General features: G+C 58.0%; 15 protein-coding genes. 4 read left to right on the top strand and 11 right to left on the bottom strand.

The annotated features are described in order from the left end of the window. Window positions 1-207: 207 nt before the first annotated feature. The 10 genes from CXR43_RS16375 to CXR43_RS16415 form a co-directional block, all read right to left on the bottom strand. Window positions 208-993, bottom strand: coding sequence for a DUF6339 family protein (locus CXR43_RS16375; protein ID WP_103335998.1), 786 nt, complete (start codon window positions 991-993; stop codon window positions 208-210). After that, window positions 990-1,547: a hypothetical protein gene (locus CXR43_RS16380; protein ID WP_103336001.1), complete on the bottom strand. Its 558-nt coding sequence runs from the start codon at window positions 1,545-1,547 to the stop codon at window positions 990-992. The genes CXR43_RS16375 and CXR43_RS16380 overlap by 4 nt, the downstream gene beginning before the upstream one ends. Before the next feature lie 15 nt (window positions 1,548-1,562). Next, complete coding sequence (locus CXR43_RS16385; RefSeq protein WP_103336003.1) at window positions 1,563-2,084, bottom strand: PD-(D/E)XK motif protein; 522 nt, start codon at window positions 2,082-2,084, stop codon at window positions 1,563-1,565. Continuing rightward, a complete protein-coding gene (locus tag CXR43_RS17950) occupies window positions 1,991-2,194 on the bottom strand; it encodes a hypothetical protein (protein ID WP_168219866.1) in 204 nt (67 codons plus the stop codon). Before CXR43_RS17950 ends, CXR43_RS16385 begins: the two co-directional genes overlap by 94 nt. 752 nt (window positions 2,195-2,946) lie before the next feature. Beyond that, window positions 2,947-3,459: a hypothetical protein gene (locus tag CXR43_RS16390; RefSeq protein WP_168219867.1), complete on the bottom strand. Its 513-nt coding sequence runs from the start codon at window positions 3,457-3,459 to the stop codon at window positions 2,947-2,949. Window positions 3,460-3,521: 62 nt separating this feature from the next. Beyond that, window positions 3,522-4,448 (bottom strand): TniQ family protein, encoded by a 927-nt coding sequence (locus tag CXR43_RS16395; RefSeq protein WP_103336008.1) that lies wholly within the window; start codon window positions 4,446-4,448, stop codon window positions 3,522-3,524. Continuing rightward, complete coding sequence (locus CXR43_RS16400; RefSeq protein WP_168219868.1) at window positions 4,448-5,431, bottom strand: TniB family NTP-binding protein; 984 nt, start codon at window positions 5,429-5,431, stop codon at window positions 4,448-4,450. The genes CXR43_RS16395 and CXR43_RS16400 overlap by 1 nt, the downstream gene beginning before the upstream one ends. 5 nt (window positions 5,432-5,436) lie before the next feature. Beyond that, window positions 5,437-7,638, bottom strand: coding sequence for a TnsB C-terminal domain-containing protein (locus CXR43_RS16405; RefSeq protein WP_103336013.1), 2,202 nt, complete (start codon window positions 7,636-7,638; stop codon window positions 5,437-5,439). Further along, complete coding sequence (locus CXR43_RS16410; protein WP_103336016.1) at window positions 7,635-8,324, bottom strand: hypothetical protein; 690 nt, start codon at window positions 8,322-8,324, stop codon at window positions 7,635-7,637. The genes CXR43_RS16405 and CXR43_RS16410 overlap by 4 nt, the downstream gene beginning before the upstream one ends. Window positions 8,325-8,740: 416 nt before the next feature. Next, window positions 8,741-9,805, bottom strand: coding sequence for an AAA family ATPase (locus CXR43_RS16415; RefSeq protein WP_168219869.1), 1,065 nt, complete (start codon window positions 9,803-9,805; stop codon window positions 8,741-8,743). A 1,242-nt stretch (window positions 9,806-11,047) separates the two neighbouring features. Between CXR43_RS16415 and CXR43_RS17775 the strand changes: the two genes are divergently transcribed. The 3 genes from CXR43_RS17775 to CXR43_RS16425 all read left to right on the top strand — a co-directional run bounded on the left by CXR43_RS17775 (window position 11,048) and on the right by CXR43_RS16425 (window position 13,209). After that, window positions 11,048-11,467 (top strand): DUF6634 family protein, encoded by a 420-nt coding sequence (locus CXR43_RS17775; protein WP_146036540.1) that lies wholly within the window; start codon window positions 11,048-11,050, stop codon window positions 11,465-11,467. Between the two features lie 60 nt (window positions 11,468-11,527). Next, window positions 11,528-12,340 (top strand): metallophosphoesterase, encoded by an 813-nt coding sequence (locus CXR43_RS16420; protein ID WP_103336022.1) that lies wholly within the window; start codon window positions 11,528-11,530, stop codon window positions 12,338-12,340. Window positions 12,341-12,402: 62 nt separating this feature from the next. Then, window positions 12,403-13,209, top strand: coding sequence for a metallophosphoesterase (locus CXR43_RS16425; protein ID WP_103336024.1), 807 nt, complete (start codon window positions 12,403-12,405; stop codon window positions 13,207-13,209). A gap of 237 nt (window positions 13,210-13,446) precedes the next feature. Here CXR43_RS16425 and CXR43_RS16430 read toward each other — a convergent pair whose 3' ends face one another. Continuing rightward, window positions 13,447-14,340 (bottom strand): endonuclease NucS domain-containing protein, encoded by an 894-nt coding sequence (locus CXR43_RS16430; protein WP_103336026.1) that lies wholly within the window; start codon window positions 14,338-14,340, stop codon window positions 13,447-13,449. Between the two features lie 628 nt (window positions 14,341-14,968). Between CXR43_RS16430 and CXR43_RS16435 the strand changes: the two genes are divergently transcribed. Further along, complete coding sequence (locus CXR43_RS16435; protein ID WP_168219872.1) at window positions 14,969-19,984, top strand: RecQ family ATP-dependent DNA helicase; 5,016 nt, start codon at window positions 14,969-14,971, stop codon at window positions 19,982-19,984. The last annotated feature ends 445 nt before the right edge of the window (window positions 19,985-20,429 follow it).

Raw genomic sequence — 20,429 nt, forward strand, 5'->3', positions numbered from 1 at the left:
CTCGTTTCGAGGTTCAGCCATAAGTATATGTTTTGAATAGCGGTTTTCGAAACGAACAGCTTTGCTGTTTCGAGTTTTCAACTGCTCTCCGAACGGAACAGAGACCGAACCAATCGCCGCATGTCGTGAACTCCCGAAGTCTCTGGCGTTGTCTACAGCCGAGATCGTTCGCGAGCCATCCTGAGCCTTCGCGTCGGCAAGAAAAGTTCACTGCGCCGCCGAGACCAGTTGAATCCTCTCGTCCAGTTCGATCACCTTGCCGAACGCACGGTTGATTTCGGTTTGCAACGCGTCGTCCTCAAGGCTGGCCAGATCGTAAATTTCATTACGGACACGGATGTACTTCGTTGCGCGTCGCATCACGTCTTCCATGCGGCCACGATCGATCTGGGCGGCTGTGGAAACCCAAGCCTCCGCAATGCTCCGAGCAAGGCGATGTTCGCCCGAGATCGACGCCCGCTCGAAGATCTGAACCATCGCGTCTTCGCTCAATTCGCGCACCAGGCCCCACCGGTCGGCGTGACCTTCCCCTCGGTCAAGGCATATTCCGCGCACCCAGAGCCGCTGGAATGCGTTCCTGACGCCACCTTCGAAACGATGCGACTGCAGATCTGGAAAACGCCACGCCACCACATGGGGGGTCAGTACAACAGCGAGAAACGCCCACATGTCGTCCCTCAAAGCTTCACCCGAAGCGAGATCATCGCATGTAGAGAGCGTGATTGCGCAGTCTGTGTCGAAACGGCCCCTCGCAGCGACACTGCCGGGTTCGGGAAAGCCATGTCTTGCAGCCACGTCCTTGATCAACTGGCTTATCCGCCCGGAGGCTTCATAACTGACAGAGCCCCCGCTTGCCGCGAACGAAACGACGGAGGCGTGTTCCTCAATGATCGTGAGTGCACCGGCCGAAGTCGGAGCCTTGTCCTTGGCAATTGACAGGATGCGTGACACCCCGAGCTGGTTCAGTCGCGGCAGCAGGCGGACCCGGTTCATGGTTCCTCTCCAAGTTGTGCCGCCCCCAGCAGCGCCGCCCGGAATCTTCCAGGCGTCGTATCAAGCATCGATCGCACCACTGCGGTCTCCTGCCCTGGAAATGCACGTTCCAGCCAGATGCGCACCTGGGCCCCGACCGTTCCATCTTCGCAGTGGGCAAGGATCGCATCGCAGTCCTGGACCGCTGTAGCAGCTGCCACCATCTGGGACATCACGTCGCCAAGGATTGCCTGGAGGGTGAGCGGATCGCCGTCAACAAATCTGGCCGCCAGTTCTTCGTGCTGGGAGTTGACGTATACCCGAACCGATCCGCCGAAATCTGCCTCGAACTGGCCGGGGCGCCAGTGAACGTACCACGGCGCGCTTTCCTGCGGCTGCCCGCGAAATGCCGTCGAGAACGGAACAAGCTCGATGGGAAAACGCGAGTCACCGCCATCTTCGAGGAGGATGTCCTTGCGCTGTGCCCAGAGGCGGGCGCCGACGATATTTGGAGAAAAGGCCGTTCCCGAGTTTGCCGGGACCGCATCGAGGGTTACCGCGCATTCGAGCCGCAATCGCGAGGAGGCTCTTCAAGAGAGAATTCTTCCCGACAGCACGGCGTGCGGCGACCCAAGAGAAACCACGGCTGTCGCGAGCCGATCAAGTCGACGCGGCAAAGTTCCCGCCCCGGTCCCCGCCTTCAAGCCATCAACTCCTTCCGGGAATCTTCCGGAAACGAACTGATCAGCTGTTATGCGCGGGAAGCCCGATGCGACGTGATAAAGGTCGATCCCCTCGAGTTCGCATTCTGGGGTGTTCCATTCTGCCGCATCAGGGTCAGTACATCCAAGGGCACCAAGACGTTCCGCGAGCCTCAAGCTGTCAGCACCGTGACCTAGGATTGCACGGCAAAGACCTGCCACAGTGAATGAGCCCCCTTCTGCGCGCTCGAGTCGGACATGGGCAAGATGCAGCAGGCCGCTGCTTGGTGGCGACAACTGATCCGGCCCATGGACGGTTAGACGTGGTATTTTCCACTGGTCCGCTCGGCCGGTAGGGTCAGCACGTCGTTCATCATGACCTTCAATTCGGTCGCAGCAGCCTCGGCACAATGCGAAACCATCGCCGCTTCGTTGACGATCTTAGCTGAAGCCGGCAAGGCGGCTGCTGTAAGAAGCGATGCTGCGACCGGAAGGATCGCAAGGAGGCGGGGGGTGACCATGCTGAACTCCATGTTTTGCCGATAGCTATCGGGGCGACCTGGCTCACCTGGACTGCCCCGCCCCTTCGCTTGAGGATGCGAGATTCGCGGCGTCGCGACTATCCGCTAAGCGCAATGCCTTGCCGTCTTGTCCCAGAGCAGTGCAGTCGCCCTTGTGTGTCCGGGATCTGGCGTGACCAGCATTCGTTGGTCCGTGTTGCACCTCTTGACCAAGAAAGCCGCGCCACTGGATTTCAATGGGGTCGTCAAGGTGCTCAGTGAACTTCACTACGCAGCGTCCCAGCCGTAGGGAGCTCGCATTGGTCCAGAGAAGGTCCGACCCCAGTCGCGTTCCCTCCGCCAGCCATCTCTTGAGCTGAAACTTTACCAAACAATACCGGTTTGCATGACTGTCATCTTCGCAGCCGTCCCGCGTTCTGATGTCACTCGAAAAATGGTCAAAGGCCAAGACAGCCCCCACATAGGGTGCTCTTAGCGAAATCAGATGCTTACAAGACCACTACGCCCACCAGGCGCAATCCCAACACCGCCGGCAACACCTGCTGGTCCGATTTACAACCGTGTGTAAGTCGGGGCATAGTTACTGCCAAAGGCGCAATATTATCCAATAGAATCAATACCGCAATTTGTCTTGAGTGCAAAGGTTTTTGCTACTCGGGGCAAAGGTTTGACAGGCGCCCAGGGAATGCAAAAAAAGGGTCCGCAATTGCGGACCCTGTGCGATGGTCGAACCTTTCAGTGAGGGCAGTGGGCTACGGACTGCCCCCGTCGCCGGTTGCCATTTGTCGAAAGCCCAAGACGTCCGGCACCAGGACACGGATTGCATCCAGCCGGGGATCCGGACGCGCACGCAATCCTGCAATCTTTCCTGACGGCACCGCTGCGATCAACTCGGCCGTTGTCCCACCATGGCGTTGGCACGCTTCACCGACCGAGAGAGACAGCTTACGTTGTTCATCATTCATCAGTGGCAGGGCGTCGATCCTGGCAAGAAGATCATCCAGAACGCGCCTTGCGAAAATCACACCGCGGACCGCACCGGGAGCATCTGCTGGGATGATGGCAGGCAAGATGCCGGCGCCATAAAGGGCCAGGGTTTGGTTCTGGGTGCCGCCGATGTATTCCGGGACCTTGGCCAAGGGGATCGCATCCTCATAATCCGTCACCAGTTGCTCCACATCGTTGACCGGAAAAACAAGGCGTCCACTTTCGGCGTCTGTTGCTCCTTCTGGCACCAGGCCCAGCTTCTGCATCAGCCGCGACATGCGGCGTCGATCGACCTTCAGGGTAAGAGCGAGGCTTTTCACAGAGTGCAGGCGCCGTTCTGTCACCACCTCGCCAAGCAGCCTTTCGCCCTGCATATATGCATCGTGATCCAGGATGTGCTCACGAAGAATCTTGCGGATCGGCCCGGAGCAATGAGCTGCGAACGGCGGTCGATCCAGTCGTAGAGCACTCCATACATCGCCAAGGGGCCTGCCTGAACCGCTGTGGCGAGGGCTTTCTTCCTGATATCGTCCAGCCCTGCTTTGACCGCGTCCGGACCCTGTTCATAGATGCGAAAACCCGTTTCAAGGGCCGCGCTCAGCTCAAGGCGTGTCAGCTTCCCCGGGCGGATATCCTGACCATGCTCAAGGACCATGCCGAGATGTTCTGAGGCGTTCAGCACCTGTTCGATGCTTTGGCCATCAAGCCAGGTTCCGGAGGGTGCCGAGTTTAGGCGATTATGCCACCATGCGACATGCCGACCAATGTTGACTGTGAGGCTCGACATTTCAGCGAGTTCGCGGCCTCCTGTCTGATCTACTGCATCCTGGATGCTCTCTGTCCCCTCGTGGGAAACTTCCACAAGGGTCGATGTGTGCTTCAGGCAGATCGGAATTGACCCAAAGCACCACGCAAGTCGGTGACGCCATTCTGCGGGCGGGCCATCTTCTTGCAAGCAGTGCGGGCAGAACTGTCGAACACGCGATGCCAGACCCGCACGGGAGAAGTCTTCCCCACGGAACACATTGTGACGGGATAGCGCTCGCACCGTGCCTGCCAGAAGAGCTTTCGGATCCTCCCCTACCGCCGCCGCGAATGTCGCAATTTCCTCGGTATGACCCGCCGCAAAGCGTGAGGGCTTCAACCCGCAATCTGCAAGCAGGCGACCAGCAGGCTGCCCGGTGTGCAGCAAGGAGAGGCGGGTTGCATAAGACTGCACCGTTTCCGCCGGATCGTAGGGCACATGGGGAGTAAGCATCTTGACCATCACCCGCGGTGTTCGAGAAGTTTGCGAAGATCCGGCCAGCCGCCGGGGTCAAACGGGGTTGGCTCGCCATCCATACCGCCCTGCAAAAGCCAGGTTCGCCGTGCGTCATCAAGCGTCACCGCAGATCTGCCATTGACCAGGGCCCGGCGGATCGTTGCCTTCGCGAAGGCGATGGATCGACCCAAACCTGCCTTCTGCGAAAAAACAACGCGTTCGGCAAAGAACGGATCGTCGGGTGGCAAGAGGTCAAGCTTGTTGCAACAAACCTCGATGAACCGCTTCAGGCGTTGCATATCGGCCCCACCGACCAGAACACGCTGCAGGCGCTGGCGCAAACGGTAGCGCCGGAAGGTCTCTGGGTCAGAAGCAATGCGTTCTTCCAGCAGCGGCACGCCGGACAGGATTACGGCGACTGCGCCCTCCCCCTGCAGCAGGTTCTTCAACGCCTGAAGAGCCCCCGCGCTGTCGCGCCCTGTCCCGCCCCGCAGCAGGTGGTGCCCTTCATCGATCCAAAGGAGTGCTACGCCGAGCATCTTGAGGCGATGACGGACGATCGGCCATGCTTCGTGTGCCTTTGTGCGTTCAGACAGCCGCGTGTAACCGGTCTTGACGAGGATGTCAGACGCAAGGCTCTTGATGGTGGCCTCTGGTGCAACGGTGATATGGATGTAATTTCCCGAGGCCCCATCCGTCATCAATTCCAGGGACGGCACAGCCGACAGGTTGCGCTCGATCATGACCGACTTCCCGTCGCCGGACTCGCCGATCACCTGCATGCCGAGCGTCTCCCCGTTCAGGGGGTCTCGCACGGCGAGTGGCAAAAGGCTGCCATCGGCCCCGATCTGCAGGATTTCACGAAGATACTCCTGAAAATCGTCGTCGCGGGCATTCCTCAGATATCGTGCTGTCAGCCAGTCGCTGCGACCCTTCAGGTCATGGGCGGCAGGCGGGTCTGCAACGGTGGGAGTGGTGATTTCAATCATTGGCATCATTCCATCAAGTCGTCATTGTCCTCGGCGGAGGTCGCCGTGGCAGATTGGGAAGCGGGTGCTGGGAGTGTCTGGGTAGGCGGAGAGTCAGCGGTGTTGTCGGCACGCGACAGGTCAATGATCCCGTCGAAGAGGTCGACATGCTCCGGCGCGTCGAAGGCACGCTCAGCCGTCGACATGAACCGCAGGAAATCCGCCTCGTAGTGTTCGTAAGTCTTGTCGGTCACGATTGTCGGAAGGATACCCCGAAGCGCCTTGCTCCGATAAGCCGCCGCATCGAGTTCAGCCAGGGCACGGGCCTTGACGGCATCCGAACGATCCCGTTCTCCCGCCAAACTGTGCCGAAGCATCATCAGGTCATCGAAAGATCTCCCAATCCACATAGGATCGGCAGCGGTGACATTTATCCATCGGTCCGGCGCGACCTTGACCGAAATTGTCCCGATATCGTGGGGCCACCATGCGACCTCCAAAGATTTTGGCCGATTTGGCGGAGCCAGGAAAATTCGCGCCAGTTCATCCGTTTGATAGCGGATGTGCATCATGGTGATGCCTGACGGCCCCAGCGTGCGATGACGACGGATGCCAAAGACCCGCCGCATTTCTTCCCGGGAAACACCTTGCAGCTGCGAAACCGCCTGTGATTGCGCCCAGACTTCCGCAGGCGTGCGACGCAGCAGCCCCGCGTGTTCGGTGTTGTGGTAGATGTCGAGGATCCAACGCACGAGCCATTGCAGGAATTCATCGAGTGTCAGAGATGCGCGAGCGGCTGCATCATTCTCTCCCCGCTGGACAACATTGCTGAACGTGCGGCCCGAAAACCGCTGTGCAAAGCCAGAGTGGACCGTCTTGAAGAGGCGCTCAATAAAGGGCCTAAGCCACGGCTTTTTGGCAGGTGCCCCCAGATTGGTGATGCCAAGATCGGCCAGGAGATCATAGGTTTCGTCCGTGATATAGTTCGGCCCCCGATCCAGAACGATCATTTCCGGCCGGCCATGCATGTTCCAACGCTCATGTGCGCCGACCGCGTCTGCGATCGGCGCTTTGTCCAGGAAGATCATTTCCACTGTATCGCGAAGTAGAGACTTCGTATCACCGGCAGAAATCTTCATGCCGACAATGCAGCGTGTGTGAACATCGATAGCAGCGGACATTGTAACGCGCCTGGCTGTGCCATCGAGGCCAAGCATCTCGCGTTCCCCAGGACGGAGCCAATCCCACACTCCGACAGCGATCAGGAAGACCATGAGATCAAAAGTGTAGTCATCGACTTCTACGCGCGCGAGCGCGCGGCTTGCTTCGACACCTACGCCCAAGCCATGCATGTCGCGATAGGCGACAGACAGACCGCGGGTCCGAATGGCATGATCAATCGGTGCGAGCGCATCGATGGTGGCATGAATGTAGTCGTAGCCGGGCGTGTTCAGTGGCTGCCCGGGCGGATTCATTCGGGCAGCGTTTTCATTATGCACTTTGAAGACAGCATGCACGCTGGACAGAATTGACGTGATGGAGCAGCGTTCCTCGTCCAGACGCCGATTGATGACTGAACGGACAAGAACCCGCTCGGCGTCGGTATAACGGCAGGCACGGTTGCCTGACCTAGTGTAGCTGTCAAACAGGGCGTTCGGTCCACCCCTTCGATAACGGCAATACCACGTGTAAATATGAGCCACTGACTTTGGGGGGCTTGAGTGGGTGCCAAGATTTATCGCCGCACCGCCGCGCTTTCGGACTATGCCAGCCTTCTTCGCCAGATACCGGTTGTAGTAGATCGCGCCCAAACTAATGATGCGATCTGCCTGCGCAACAAATCCAGCGCGACTCTCTTCAACCGCACCGTCCGCGATCAGCTGCTGCGCCGCTTCAACATAGGCTTGGCGGAATTTCATGCGGCCGATCTCGGCCTCGGTGCGATGGCTTCGGTCCCGCTCCCCTTCGCAAGCCGCCGCAGATGGACGCCGGATGATGGTCAGGCGCCCATGCATGTCGTAGCGACAGAAATCGTCGTTTGAAATCGTGTCCGAGATGGCATGTATGATTTCACCAGTTTCCTGGTCGAGATACTCATCCCACAATACAAGGCACGAAGTGCTGCGCAACTCCACCACCTTGCCGCGCCGCTTGTTCAGTTCGAACGTAGCCCCCTTCTCTACCGGGACGTGCGTTGACGCTGTCAAATTGCGGATGCCGTTTTTCATGTTGCGGCGTCCGTATCGTTAGCCGCGACAAGAGCATACAGCGTAATGCGTTCCTTCCGGAGCAGCCTCAGACCTTGGCCATGGATGGCACGTGCGACACCGAACAGCGTCACCCCGGCACCGCGGCCTTCGGTTAGAAGATGTTCTACCGTAACCGGTCCCGGCAGCTTCAATCGAATGTCATGAATGGCCTCGTCTTCGCATTGGACAGGACGGCGCGCTGCGTGAAACAGCGTCGCGTTGAACAGGTCAACCGGGTGGATGTTCTGCTCCGTAACAACAGCCAACTTGTCGATCACCGTTGGGACCGCTGCTTCTGCAATTGCCTGCATTTCAGCGCGAAACTTCGGCTTCTTGGCGATGTGAGAAGGCTTGACGGCGATCCCAATGCGCAGGCCATTTCGAAACGTGGCGCGGTAGTCAAGAAAATGGTGACCGATGTCTCCATTTGCCTTGCGAAACGCCACCGGTGCCAATTGTTCCTCTAGGTCCACAAAACCGGGAAGATAAACTGTGCAGATCGCCGCTTTGAACTCGAGCAAGCTCGCAAAGCCAACCCGCTGTGGTTTTTCGACGCCAAAGACGAATTCTCCAACGAAGTGGCCCTGCGAGGACTTTGGAATCGAACGCACGGCTCGGCTCTTCGCCGGCTCGGGCAGATAGTAGGTGGCAGCCTTTGGCTTCATAAAAAGTCTCCGTTCGACAATAGGGCACCAGCCCTGCCCCGGACACCGGTGCAGGCTGAAGCTGTGGAAAGTCGAGAAAACCGCTTGCACTCTTCTGACGAGAGCTTACCTTAAAGGCAGATCATACGGGTTCGCCCGACACCTTTCGCCCGGCCTTGCGCCGGGCTTTTCTTTGGTGATCGTGGTTTGTGTGGATGTTTCCTTCTGATGCTTTCCGATGCACTAAGGATTCCGACTCACTGCGAAAATCGAAACCCCAAAAATTCCTGTATCCACAGGTAAGATGCCGACTGCCCGATCTCTCAACTGCATGTTTGCGAAAAACTATTTCATATACTCAGGCGCATCTGGGGTCCCGATCAGAGCAAATTCCTCGCAAAAGGCGGCAGTGCGGTAGCGAAGATGCACCGCTGAATTCACTGCCAGCGCGAACGTGCTTCCAGCACCGACGCATGATCGAGACGCCGTGTCACTGTGCGTAAATTCGGGACCATCCCCTGCTTGATCGCGGATGCCAGCGCGTGCTTCACCGCATCGATCGACATCTCCTGCAGCCCGCGCCGTCGCCCCTCCCGGTCTGCGAACGCCTGCAACTGCGCCAATGTCAGATTTTGGAGACGCACCACTTGGCACCGACTGATCAGCGGGTCAGGAAGATCACTCATGTCATTAGATGTCAGCACCCAGCCGATCCAGCTCATGTCGAAAGGCAGGCGCAATGTAGGGCAATTCCAGGACGCTGCGCTGGATTTTTCCAGAAACGGCAAGAGCGCCTCGGCAAGCCCAAATGACGCATGCTTTGACGATCTGGCGGTGCCAGCTTTGTCGATCTCGTCGATGACAAAGATCGGATTTGCCCCCTGGGTTCTCAGGATCAGATCAAGCGGTCGGCCGATTATGCTACCACTCCATCCTTTCTGAAGTCCTGTGATTCCGAAAGATGCCTGCTCGCCCGTCGCATCCAAGACCATACCTTCCACGCCTAGCAGCCGTGCAAGAGCGCGGGCCCAACTCGATTTCCCGATTCCTGGCGGACCATCAAGCAGCAAGGGCTCAAGGCGGAAGCCGATCTCTCCCGCCAAGGCCGACCGACGCATCGCATTCCAGACGGCGGTCGTAGCTTCCGCCATCCAGGGAAACTGTTCATGCAGAGACGCCGCAAGTTCGTCAGCCTTGTCTGTCGTGGCTATGCCAGCGACAGTTGCCCCATGGCCAAGCTGCTCAACCCGGGCCGAATCCTCCTTTGACAGATGCGCGAGACCGCTGTTTCGCGCATGATACGCCGCGATACGCTCGGCCCAAGCGCGGATGCGCCGTCGAACGCTGAGTGGCATCTCGTCGCCGGCAGCGGGGCTGTCCCACTCCCACAACGAGTCTGTGCCTGTGCATACATGAAGCGGCGCCAACGTGTCGGTGACCGACCGAGATCGGAGCTTCTGCCAGTGGGCGATCAGCCGATCAAAGATGGCTGCTTCCTTCATGGCGGGATCAGGAAATGGAACAAGGACGAACGGGATACGTGATGCTTTGGTCATACCGGATGCAAGAAGCTGACGCCCGAAGCGTATGCGTCGGGCGGGGTTGCGGATATCGTGGTCGAGTCAAGAATCGAGCGCGGGTTCGGCGCGGGAACAATCACGCGGAACCAATAAGATCAAGAAAAATCACCTATGAAGCAGCAAATTCTCGTATTTTACGTCAAGTGATCGAAATATGCTTTTTGTCACCCTATGCTAAAAATCATCGAGCCAATATTTTTTCGCATACCTTTTATTTTATGAGGAAAATGCACTTCCAGACGTTGAACCGGTCGAGATAGAGCAGTGCACCTGATCGTCCTGAAGTGGTGTCATTCCCATATTTTTCTAGGCCCACTGCAGAATATACCAGTTGGCTATCCTTGCCTGTCAGGCCACTGCGGGTCTTTGGCCTGTTCTATGGTCAAAGGTCTGAAATCAGGAAAATCACACCTAGCATCAATATTCGGTTTTCGCCAATCCAATCAGGGTGAACATTTTTTCGCATCGTTCGCCTGATACCGTAAATTCTCTTTCAAGGCAGGCTTGCGCATCCCTGTTTTGAAGCGGAGAGGAGCGACGGCATGCCGCCGTTGCCCCGGCTTCATCACCGGATGCAAATCAGTAAGAAAAATCAGTGAAAGCATTGCCAATCAGATCGTTGCGGATGGCCTCATGCAGCAAGTTTACAAGTCCTAGCCCGTTGGGCGGAGGCGATAGACAGGCTGTCGAGGTGCGCCTCAAGCTTGGGAAAACCCCTGCAAAACGGACAGACAGTTACATCATGGCCAAGGATCAACCATGCGAAAAAACTCTGCGGAGTCGGCTTTTCACATTTCCTCATGATAACAAGATGTTAAACTGCGATGTGTTTGCATTCTGTGCTGACCTATGCTATAATTCTGGTGCGCAAAAATCGGACCCACATCAGCTGCGCACTCGAGCTCTCGGCGTATGCCGTTTGCCACATCTTGTATAGTCCACCAATGACCGCGTGATTGCTTCACGCGCCAATACCGTCATGCCGTATGATAGGACCGTCATGTCTACGTTTTTCGCTCCACATTGCCTTTTTAACTTGCACAACGCAGCTGCTCATCCAATTGATCACCGCGCCTTGTTTCATCAGGATTTCTCCTTTGCTTATGTCCTTTATCTGGATGCACGGAAAATTCATTTTGACGCGCAAGCTTGTTGGAAATCAAAATGATCGATCTAAAGATGCTGATATCGTCTGCTGAAGAACATGAGCGGGTCAGACATACTTTTATGGCGGCGATTCCTGGTCCTGATCAAACTGAGCTTGCGTCAGCTCCATTTTTTAATGCTTGGCAGATCTGCCATGATAGTCGGACTTTGTTCTTATGTGGCGTGGTGGAGTCACATCCGAAGTTTGACAGTGCTGTCATTTCATCCTCACCGCTTATTGCACTTTCTGAGGATTTGACTTGGGCACGCACGGTTTCACGCTTTTATCGGCTCGGCTCACATTTGAAGACCAATATTGAGACGAAGAGTCCGGAGAGCCCCACCTCAAAACCCTATGGTTGGCCCACACTTGAGATCAAAGATGCGCGTGATCTACTTTCTATTATGGGGTCGCGTTTTCGACGAACCATCAACTAATGTGAGTGAATCCGAAGTCAGTTTTTTTATAAAATCTCACGAAAACCAAAAGGTCTGATAATGCATGTTCTGGTCACTGCCGATCTTCACCTTGACACTTGGCAGCACGCTGCGCGGGACCCGTTTTCAACAGCCTTACCGGCCTTGGGCGCGATTGACGTTCTGATCGTGGCTGGTGACCTTGCCAACAATCCGATCCGAAACTGGCCGATGGCGCTCAATCGACTGTCCATGCTGATGGAGCCAAGGAAGATCTACATCCTGCCCGGAAACCACGATTATTATCACTTCAATATCTCTGGCGATGAGCGGCTCCGGGGGATGGTCGAGGCTGCGGGGATGAATTGGGTGCAGAAAGCTGTCATTGAAGTCGAGGATGTGCGTTTCCTCTGCGCAACGCTTTGGACTGATTTCCGACTCAGCGGCGATGAAGTTGCTGCACAGAATGCTGCCGCCCGCTCAATGAACGACTACCAACTGATAACGCGGACCGCAGCAGGTGACCGGCTCTTGCCGCAGCACACCGCCGCGATCCATGCCGATCATCTGGCTTGGCTGACCGCCGAGATCGATCGGCCCTTTGACGGCCGCACAGTTATCATAACACACCATGGGCCAAGTCCTTCTGCCAGCGGGCCCATCAATCAGGTCACACCCGCGTTTGTTTCAGACCTGGACGCCTGGATCCTGCAACACAAACCGGATCTCTGGCTGTTCGGCCACACCCATCGACATCTGTCTGGCACGGTCGGCTTAACTCCGATCATTAATGTCAGCCTCGGCTACCCGAGCGAGTTGCCCGAGGGTGAGGTAGCCGACATCCTGTTGCGTGGACTGCTCGACACCCGGGCGCCGCAGCTTTCGGGACGCTGAGCCAAAAGCATGACGCATCGCGTTCAATCCGGCACTCTCTCGCTCTCAAGGAACCCTAAGCAATGCCCATTCTTGTCGTCGCAGATCTCCATCTAGACATGTGGTTGCAGGCCGGACGCGATCCGCTCGCGGCCCTGTCACCGGAATTGCTGGGTTCGCTGGACGGGGTGTTCATCGCCGGTGACCTTTCCAACAAACCCAAGGTCAGATGGCAGTCCATGATCCGGCATCTCGCGCGCTACGTTCCGCTTGAACACATCCATGTGCTTCCGGGCAACCACGACTATTATGACCACGTCTTGGACGGGGACGATCGGCTTGCGGAGATTTGCGCCGAAGCGGGCGCGAACTTCGCACAGAAATCCGTCACCGTCATCGGTGACACCCGATTTCTGTCTTGCACGCTCTGGACAGATTTCGCGCTGCACGCTGATCCCGGGCGTGCGATGATGGCCGCGCAACGCGACATGAACGACTATCGATACATCAGATGCGCTGGCGCCGGCTTCAGGCGGATCAGGCCATCAGACACAGCGTTCATCCACGCCGACCATCGCGCATGGTTGGAGGAAAAGCTGTCTGCGCCCCTCGCGGGCGAAACCATCGTTGTGACGCACCATTGCCCCCACCCTGACCTCATCGGTGAACGCCGCGGCGACCTTGAGGCAGCCTATGGCTCAAACCTGTTGCCAATGATCGAGAAATTCCAGCCCGATTTGTGGCTGTTCGGGCATACGCACTGGCGGGTGGAGGCAACGGTTGGCAAAACGGTGGTCAGGAACGTTTCATTGGCCTATCCAGGCCAAGTGCCGGCCGGAGAAGAGGAAGGCATTTTCCTGCGTGGCCTGGTGAGCGCGATCACGTCGTGAAGCGGGTCTTCGTTACCGATATCATCTTGATTAAACAGTTAGCGGGGCCTCCTTTGTCGGGTGGGTGAGGCAATTCAAGGTGTCTGCATGACAGCGAAGCGCCGATCATCTTAGGGCGACCTATCGGAAGACGGCGCCGAATGACGGCTGCGGTTTCATTGAATGTCATCTTCCCGGACAACCATGACAGCCATGACAACGGTGATCGCATCGACGCTCGCGGCCCTTAATGGAAGATCAGCGGTTCTGGGCCAGCGTCAGATTAAACGGCCATTTCGCCTCGTAAGCCGACAGCCCTTCATTCTCTGCCGCAGCCAGAACGGTGGACGGGATGCGCTCAGCGACAATGGCCCCATGGAGAGGATCTCGCGCAAAGGCGTCCTGCTTTCCGAGTGTGAGCAGATATCCCACGACCTGCTGGACCGCCGCCATTGACGCCTCTGCGCGCTTCAGTTCGATGATAAGCCAATCTCCGGATATCCTGTCGCGGGCGAGGATATCGATCCGGCGCGAGGTAAGTCCGCCGTCGACAGGATACTCTGACCGAACCACATCGTAACGCGCAGCCCAAGGTGTCTCGGCCCAGTTTGTCAAGATTTTGTTCTGAAGCACGTATTCGGTCGTAAACCCGTCTCCATTATGGGGCGCGCGATTCAGGGCCAAAACTGAATGATCGAAGGTTGCCAAAGCCCTTAGCGTTTGAATTAAGTGCTGACGATCAACGACAAGATGCCCGGATCCCCTGTTGCGCGCCTCGAATGTGAAAGTGAGCCCGGCTGCAATGAACTGGGCTTGATATTTTCCGTTGAAGACGGCCGACCCATAATCGGAGCGCCGCGGATTGAAAGTATCAATGGCGATGGACCATTGCCTGTCCGGTGTCGGGGAGAAGGCCAGATAGACCGCACCTTTTGTAATGGGCCAGCGAGAGCTTCTCAGAGGATGGTCGTGTCGGATCATGCAGCCAAGCCCGGCGTCTATGGCAGTGCGGATCAATTCGTCGGTCGCAGGCGAGATCTTCCATTTCTTCGCTAGATATGCCTCGTCGCCTTGCTGAACGAGAAGTCCGCCTTCAATATTCGTAATAACTATGTCGCCTGCAAAGGTTTGGCTCGACCCAAGAACGTTCACTCGTTTTCCTCCCTGCGTTGAGGCGGAGCGTAAGGAGAAAAGGGGGCAAGACTGCGGCGCGCCGTAGCAATTTCTTGCAAATGTCCGCTCCGATCCGCATCGCTATTATTCCAGCCGGACTCTTGCTGCGGTGCCAGACGAAGGTCGGCTTTCGGGAACGCGGTGAAGCAGCATCCTGACAGGGCGGCCGTTGGCGAAGGGCCGAAATGCGGTGCCATGCGTTCATGGCGGAGAGCCGGCAACCGGAATTCCGCTCCCCACTTCACCCAATCGGTCTGGGGCAACTGGTCACGATCTCTGGGTGCTACCATGAGAAGAAGAGCGAGATCCGAGGTCCAAGGTTATCACCGCCCTTTGCCGAACCGGATATTCCCCCAAGCGCGTCATCCACTTGTCTGACATGGTTCCCAGGTCCGGTGATATTTGCGCCCCAAGCGCTACAGAGGGCAATTATGTTGCCGTGCGGATAGGGGTGCCTTACCACTGGGGGAATGTGTCGATTATGTGACTGGACTGAATGCCTTTTCTAAGCTTCTTGCGTCCAAGAACCGAAAACAGGCCGCCCCTGCTGGAGCGGTGCCTGTCAGTCGATCTGGAAATCGATCCCAAGAAGGCAGAAATTTTTGACTTGGCGGCCGTGCGCTACGGTCCCGGCCCGGCGGTCGTGGTGGGAAGACGAAACCTCCAACAATCGCTCGACACGCTGGAAGCCGCCTTGAAGACGACCAGCTATATCATCGGCCACAACATTCTGCGTCATGACATCGAGCACTTGCTGGCAGCGCGGCCGAGGCTCCGCGACAAAATGATGGCTCCCATCGACACGCTTTGGCTGAACCCCTTGGCCTTTCCACGCAACCCTTACCATCACTTGGTTAAGCACTACCACGACGGTCGGATACAGGCAGGACATGTGAACGACCCCGAGCTTGATGCTCGCTTGGTCTTCGAAGTGCTGAGCAACCAGATCGAGGCCCTTAACGGGCAGCCGCCAGATTTGCTTCTGGCTTGGCACCACCTTGTAACGCGGACCGATCGCTCCGACGGCTTCGATGCGGTCTTTCAGGAAATTCGCAGCGCGAATGCGCCTGACCGGCAGGCAGCTCTGGCTGCGATCCGCAAGATCTTGGAAGGTCAGGCTTGCGGCGCTCAGGTCGGACCTATGCTAGATGCGCTCAAGGATGCGCAGATGGCTTGGCCGATGGCCTATGCCTTGGCATGGATTTCGGTCGCGGGCGGGGAATCTGTCATGCCCCCTTGGGTGCGGGCTTCTTTTCCGCAGGCAGCGGTCATCGTTCGTCAGCTGCGCGACACCAACTGTGGAAAGCCCTCGTGCGCCTGGTGCGCCACGATGAACGACCCGAAAGGAGCATTGCAGAAGTGGTTCGGCTTCCCTGCCTTCCGCCCCGAGCCTGCCGATGCCAAGGGGCGACCGCTGCAAGAGGTCATCGTCGAAAAGGCGATGGCACATTCCCATGTTCTTGGCATCCTACCTACTGGCACTGGCAAGTCGGTCTGCTACCAAGTTCCCGCACTTAGCCTTTACGACAAGACTGGCGCGCTCACCGTGGTCATCTCGCCCCTCGTCGCCCTGATGGCCGATCAGGTCCAGGGGATGGAGCGCACGGGAATTTCCTCGGCAGTTACGATCAACGGCATGTTGTCGATGCCCGAACGGCAAGAGGCGCTCGACCGCGTCAGGCTAGGTCAGGCGGCAATCCTGTTGATATCGCCCGAGCAATTGCGCTCCGTCTCGGTGCGTTCAGTCCTGCAGCAGCGTGAAGTGGGGTTTTGGGTGCTCGACGAGGCGCATTGCGTCTCAAAGTGGGGTCACGACTTCCGTCCCGACTATCGCTACATTGGTCGTTTCATCCGCGAATTCTCGGGTGACGCGCCGCCGGCCCCGATCTTATGCCTGACAGCCACCGCCAAGCCTGAGGTTGTGCGCGACATAATCGACCATTTCCAACAGAAACTCGGTATCGAACTGGACCTCTTTGACGGCGGCACGTCGCGGATGAACTTGTCATTCTCGGTGCTGGCGACGCGGAAAGAGAGCAAGCTCGGGGATATTCTGACGGTTATACAGGATCACCTCCCTGAGGGACGCTCTGGCGCGGTCGTCTATTGTGCCACCCGGAAAGGGACAGAACGTATCGCGGCGTTCCTCAAAGGTCAGGGCTTGGCTGCAGCCCATTTTCACGCAGGGCTGACGGTCGATGATAAGCGGTTCGTGCAGGAGGCTTTCCGTGTCGGTGACTTGCGCGTGATTGCGGCCACGAACGCTTTTGGCATGGGGATCGACAAGCCTGACATCCGTTTGGTTGTCCATGCCGACATCCCGGGCTCTCTGGAGAACTACCTGCAAGAGGCGGGACGGGCCGGGCGCGACAGGATGCCAGCTGATTGCGTGCTTTTGTATCACACCGATGACGTCGAGCGGCAGTTTACCCTCACCGCCCGTTCCCGCCTTGAGCGGCACGAGATTGGCGCGATCCTCAAGGCGCTGCGCCGGATCGACGAGAGCGGCCGAAATGGCGGCAAAGTGGTCGCAACTGCCGGAGAAATTGTGCGCGAGGAGAAGGATCGCGAATTTCTCCGCGACAGCGCAACGGATGACACCCGGGTCAAGACGGCTGTCTCTTGGCTGGAAGAGGCAACCTTGGTCTCGCGCGAAGAGAACCGTGTGCAGATCTTTCCGTCCTCACTGATCGTGCGCACGCTGGATGAGGCGGCGGCGCGTCTCGAACAAACGCAGATCACCAACGCTCGGCGCAAGCAACTTATGGACATCGTGCGCCACATGATGAACGCGCCTGCCGACCAGGGTATCTCGACCGACGAATTGACCGGGGTCGCAGGCCTCACTCATCGTGCGCTTGCCAAGGCCATGGCAGACCTCGAAACCCTAGGCTTGGCCAAGAACGATATCGCCATCACAGTCCAAATCCATGTCGGGATCGAGAACGGCTCTCGCCAACGGTTCGCGGCGGCGCGGTCCCTGGAAACCGCACTGATTGGCACAATGCGAGATATGGCCCCCGAGGCCGACACGGGGGGCGGCGGTCAGCTTGACCTCACAGTTGCCAGCCAGAAGATGAGAGAAATGGGGAATGCTGGTGCTGGCCCTCATATACTCGAACGCCTGCTGCGCAGTATCGAACGAGATGGGCGCGACGAGGACGGTGGCCAAGGCAACATCCGGCTGAGAAAGCTCTCTTCCAAAACGCTCGAGATCGTCCTGCAGCGCTCATGGCGGGCTGTGGACCAGACGGCGGCCCTGCGGTGGACAGCTGCTGAGAGACTCCTCGAGTTTCTGATCGCCGGGGCGCCAGCCGGCATCAAGGGTAAGGACATTCAGGTCGAGACGACACTTGGCGACCTTGTGGCCGAATTGAACGGAGATGGGGTCATCAAGACCTCGGGCGTCAAGGACATGACCAAGCTGATGGAGCGCGCCCTCCTATGGCTGCACGAACAGCAGGTTTTGACGCTCGGCAAGGGACTGACTGTATTCCGCTCGGCCATGACGATTCATTTGAATCCCGAGCGGGCGTCTTTCTCGGCTAAGGACTTCCTGCCGCTGCAGGAGCACTACCGCGAACAGACCTTACAAACCCATGTCATGGCCGCCTATGCCGAAAAGGGGCTTGATCGGATCACCGAGGCGCAGAGTCTCACGCGGGACTATTTTACGCTGGACCAGGATCGCTTCCTGCGCCGCTGGATGCCTGGACGTGGTGTCGAGATCCGGCGCCAAACCACAGGGCGAGCCTGGAAGCAGATTGTAGAAGACCTCGGCAACCCCACCCAGCAAGACATCGTGGCGGATGACCGAGAGGAGACCAACGTCCTTGTGCTGGCCGGCCCCGGATCGGGCAAAACACGGGTGCTAGTCCACCGTATTGCCTATCTTCTACGTGTTCGCCGTGAAAACCCGCAGGGCATTCTCGTTCTGACCTACAACCGCCACGCCGCAGCCGAGATCCGGGCCCGCCTGCGCCATCTTGTCGGCGAGGATGCCGCCTGGGTCACTGTATCGACCTGTCACGCGCTCGCCATGCGGCTGGTGGGGGCAAGCTTTGCTGGCGGTTCCACCGAGACCCGCGACTTCGACGCCATATTGCGAGATGCCGTGCGGTTGATCACAGGTGAAGGGCTCAGCCGCGCCGAGGCCGAGGCGCAACGCGAAGCGCTGATCCAAGGCTATCGGTGGATCCTCGTCGACGAGTATCAGGACATTGGACCTGAAGAATATGCACTCATTGCTGCCGTGGCCGGACGCTCTCTCGATGACCCAGACCAGCGCCTCAGCCTGTTTGCAGTGGGGGACGACGACCAGAACATCTACGCCTTTACAGGGGCGTCTGTTTCGTTCATCCGTCGCTTCGAAGAGGATTACCGCGCTAGGCCAAAGTTCCTGACAGAAAACTACCGCTCGACCCGCTACATAATCGACGCCGCAAACCAAGTGATCGAGTCTGCCCAAGGACGCATGAAGGCTGGCCATCCGATCACAGTGGACAAGCTGCGCGGCCTCCATCCCGGTGGCGGAGTGATGGCGACTTACGACCCGGTGGGACGGGGACGTGTGCAATTCCTCGATATGGCCGGTGATGACGTTGCCCAAGGGGTAGCAGCCGTGGACGAACTGGTCCGGCTCTCACGTTTGGACCCGGACTTCTCTTGGTCGCGCACGGCTATCATCTCGCGCGACTGGCGGCGGCTCGGGCCGGTGCGGGCCTATGCCGAGAAACTGGGCCTTCAGGTTGAGATGGCCAATGAAAAACTACCAAGTGTCTGGCGCCTCCGCGAGATGCAAAATCTGGTGGCTGGCCTACGGCAGCGGCCCGTGGCGATGCTCACGATCCAGAACATCCTCGACGTCCTGAACCAGCAACGGCATACGCGCTGGGTCGATCTGATTGCCGAAGGCATCGCGGACCTTGCCCGCGAACTCGGCACCAAGACGATCCCGGTTCCCGATGCGCTGGAATGGCTTGCCGAATGGGCGCAGGATGTCAGAGGAACGCAGCGCGGGCTTCTGCTGCTTACTGCGCATCGGTCCAAGGGCTTGGAATTCGACCATGTGGTGATCCTGAACGGCGGCTGGCAAGCGATCTCGCAGGGTGAGGATGGCGAGGCTCCGCGGCGGCTCTTCTACGTCGCAATGACGCGCGCTCGCCGAAGCCTTGCCGTGGTGACCCGTGGAGCCCATGCTTTCGTCCACGCTGACAGCGACAGCGAGCTTTTACGCCAGGTCGAGGCACCCCGACCTTCCGACCTGCCCGATCCTGACCAATTCCTTCTGCCAGATATGGGCTCGGTCGATCTCTCTTATGCCGGGCGCCTCGCCGAGACGAGCGAAACGCTTGTCGCCATCAGCAAGGCCGAGATTGACGACAATGTGAGACTGGAGCGGCGTGTTGGAAAATGGATGATCCTCGACGCGCAAGGGCGCGTGCTTGGTCGCATGGCGGGAGCGTGGGTCCCGCCCGAAGGGACATACCTTGTCTCGGGCAAAATCGGGGCCATCGTCCGCTGGCGCAAAGCAGACAGCGAAGAGGCTTTCCAGACTTACATAAAGCGCAGTGAATGGGAGACCATTCTGCCAGAGTTCGTGTTCCGCAGAAGCGGGCCCTGAAACCATCGAACAACTACAGCGACCACACTCAACTTGCTGAACTTTGCAGCACTACTTTTGTGCAAGACCCGCAAACATACCGATTATCAAGGTGAAGCTAAGGGACGTATAGCCGGTCCGCTTGAAATGACGATACGATTTAGGCTTGTTTCAATCCCAGCATTGCCTGCTTCAGCTTTCGGCCCCGGTGCAAAAGCCGCCGTGGTCGTGATGTGCGCGCAGCGCTTCGCTCGCAATCAGACCCGCATGCGTCCCGTTGTGGACAAGGCCAATGGCCCTCATGACTGGCGTCCAGTCTTGGGCTAGCTCCGGCAGAGCCCGAAGATGAACCTTGTCTCAAACTCCACTGACGCGCGCCATGCAGAGTGCGCAGGCAAAAGGAGAAACCCGTCAATGCCGTCTCCGTCCATGGTGGCGATTGTTGGCCAAACTCTTATATTGACCT

This window comes from Pseudotabrizicola formosa (genome assembly GCF_002900965.1).
Taxonomy (GTDB): Bacteria; Pseudomonadota; Alphaproteobacteria; order Rhodobacterales; family Rhodobacteraceae; genus Pseudotabrizicola; species Pseudotabrizicola formosa.

What these genes read in the sequence shown, in the direction of transcription:
- CXR43_RS16375 (WP_103335998.1), bottom strand. Translation starts at nt 993, where the DNA reads ATGAACCGGGTCCGCCTGCTGCCGCGACTGAACCAGCTCGGGGTGTCA.
- CXR43_RS16395 (WP_103336008.1), bottom strand. Translation starts at nt 4,448, where the DNA reads ATGGTCAAGATGCTTACTCCCCATGTGCCCTACGATCCGGCGGAAACG.
- CXR43_RS16420 (WP_103336022.1), top strand. Translation starts at nt 11,528, where the DNA reads ATGCATGTTCTGGTCACTGCCGATCTTCACCTTGACACTTGGCAGCAC.
- CXR43_RS17775 (WP_146036540.1), top strand. Translation starts at nt 11,048, where the DNA reads ATGATCGATCTAAAGATGCTGATATCGTCTGCTGAAGAACATGAGCGG.
- CXR43_RS16390 (WP_168219867.1), bottom strand. Translation starts at nt 3,459, where the DNA reads ATGTCGCGGCTGATGCAGAAGCTGGGCCTGGTGCCAGAAGGAGCAACA.
- CXR43_RS16400 (WP_168219868.1), bottom strand. Translation starts at nt 5,431, where the DNA reads ATGATTGAAATCACCACTCCCACCGTTGCAGACCCGCCTGCCGCCCAT.
- CXR43_RS16415 (WP_168219869.1), bottom strand. Translation starts at nt 9,805, where the DNA reads ATGAAGGAAGCAGCCATCTTTGATCGGCTGATCGCCCACTGGCAGAAG.
- CXR43_RS16425 (WP_103336024.1), top strand. Translation starts at nt 12,403, where the DNA reads ATGCCCATTCTTGTCGTCGCAGATCTCCATCTAGACATGTGGTTGCAG.
- CXR43_RS16405 (WP_103336013.1), bottom strand. Translation starts at nt 7,638, where the DNA reads ATGAAAAACGGCATCCGCAATTTGACAGCGTCAACGCACGTCCCGGTA.
- CXR43_RS16410 (WP_103336016.1), bottom strand. Translation starts at nt 8,324, where the DNA reads ATGAAGCCAAAGGCTGCCACCTACTATCTGCCCGAGCCGGCGAAGAGC.
- CXR43_RS17950 (WP_168219866.1), bottom strand. Translation starts at nt 2,194, where the DNA reads ATGGTCACCCCCCGCCTCCTTGCGATCCTTCCGGTCGCAGCATCGCTT.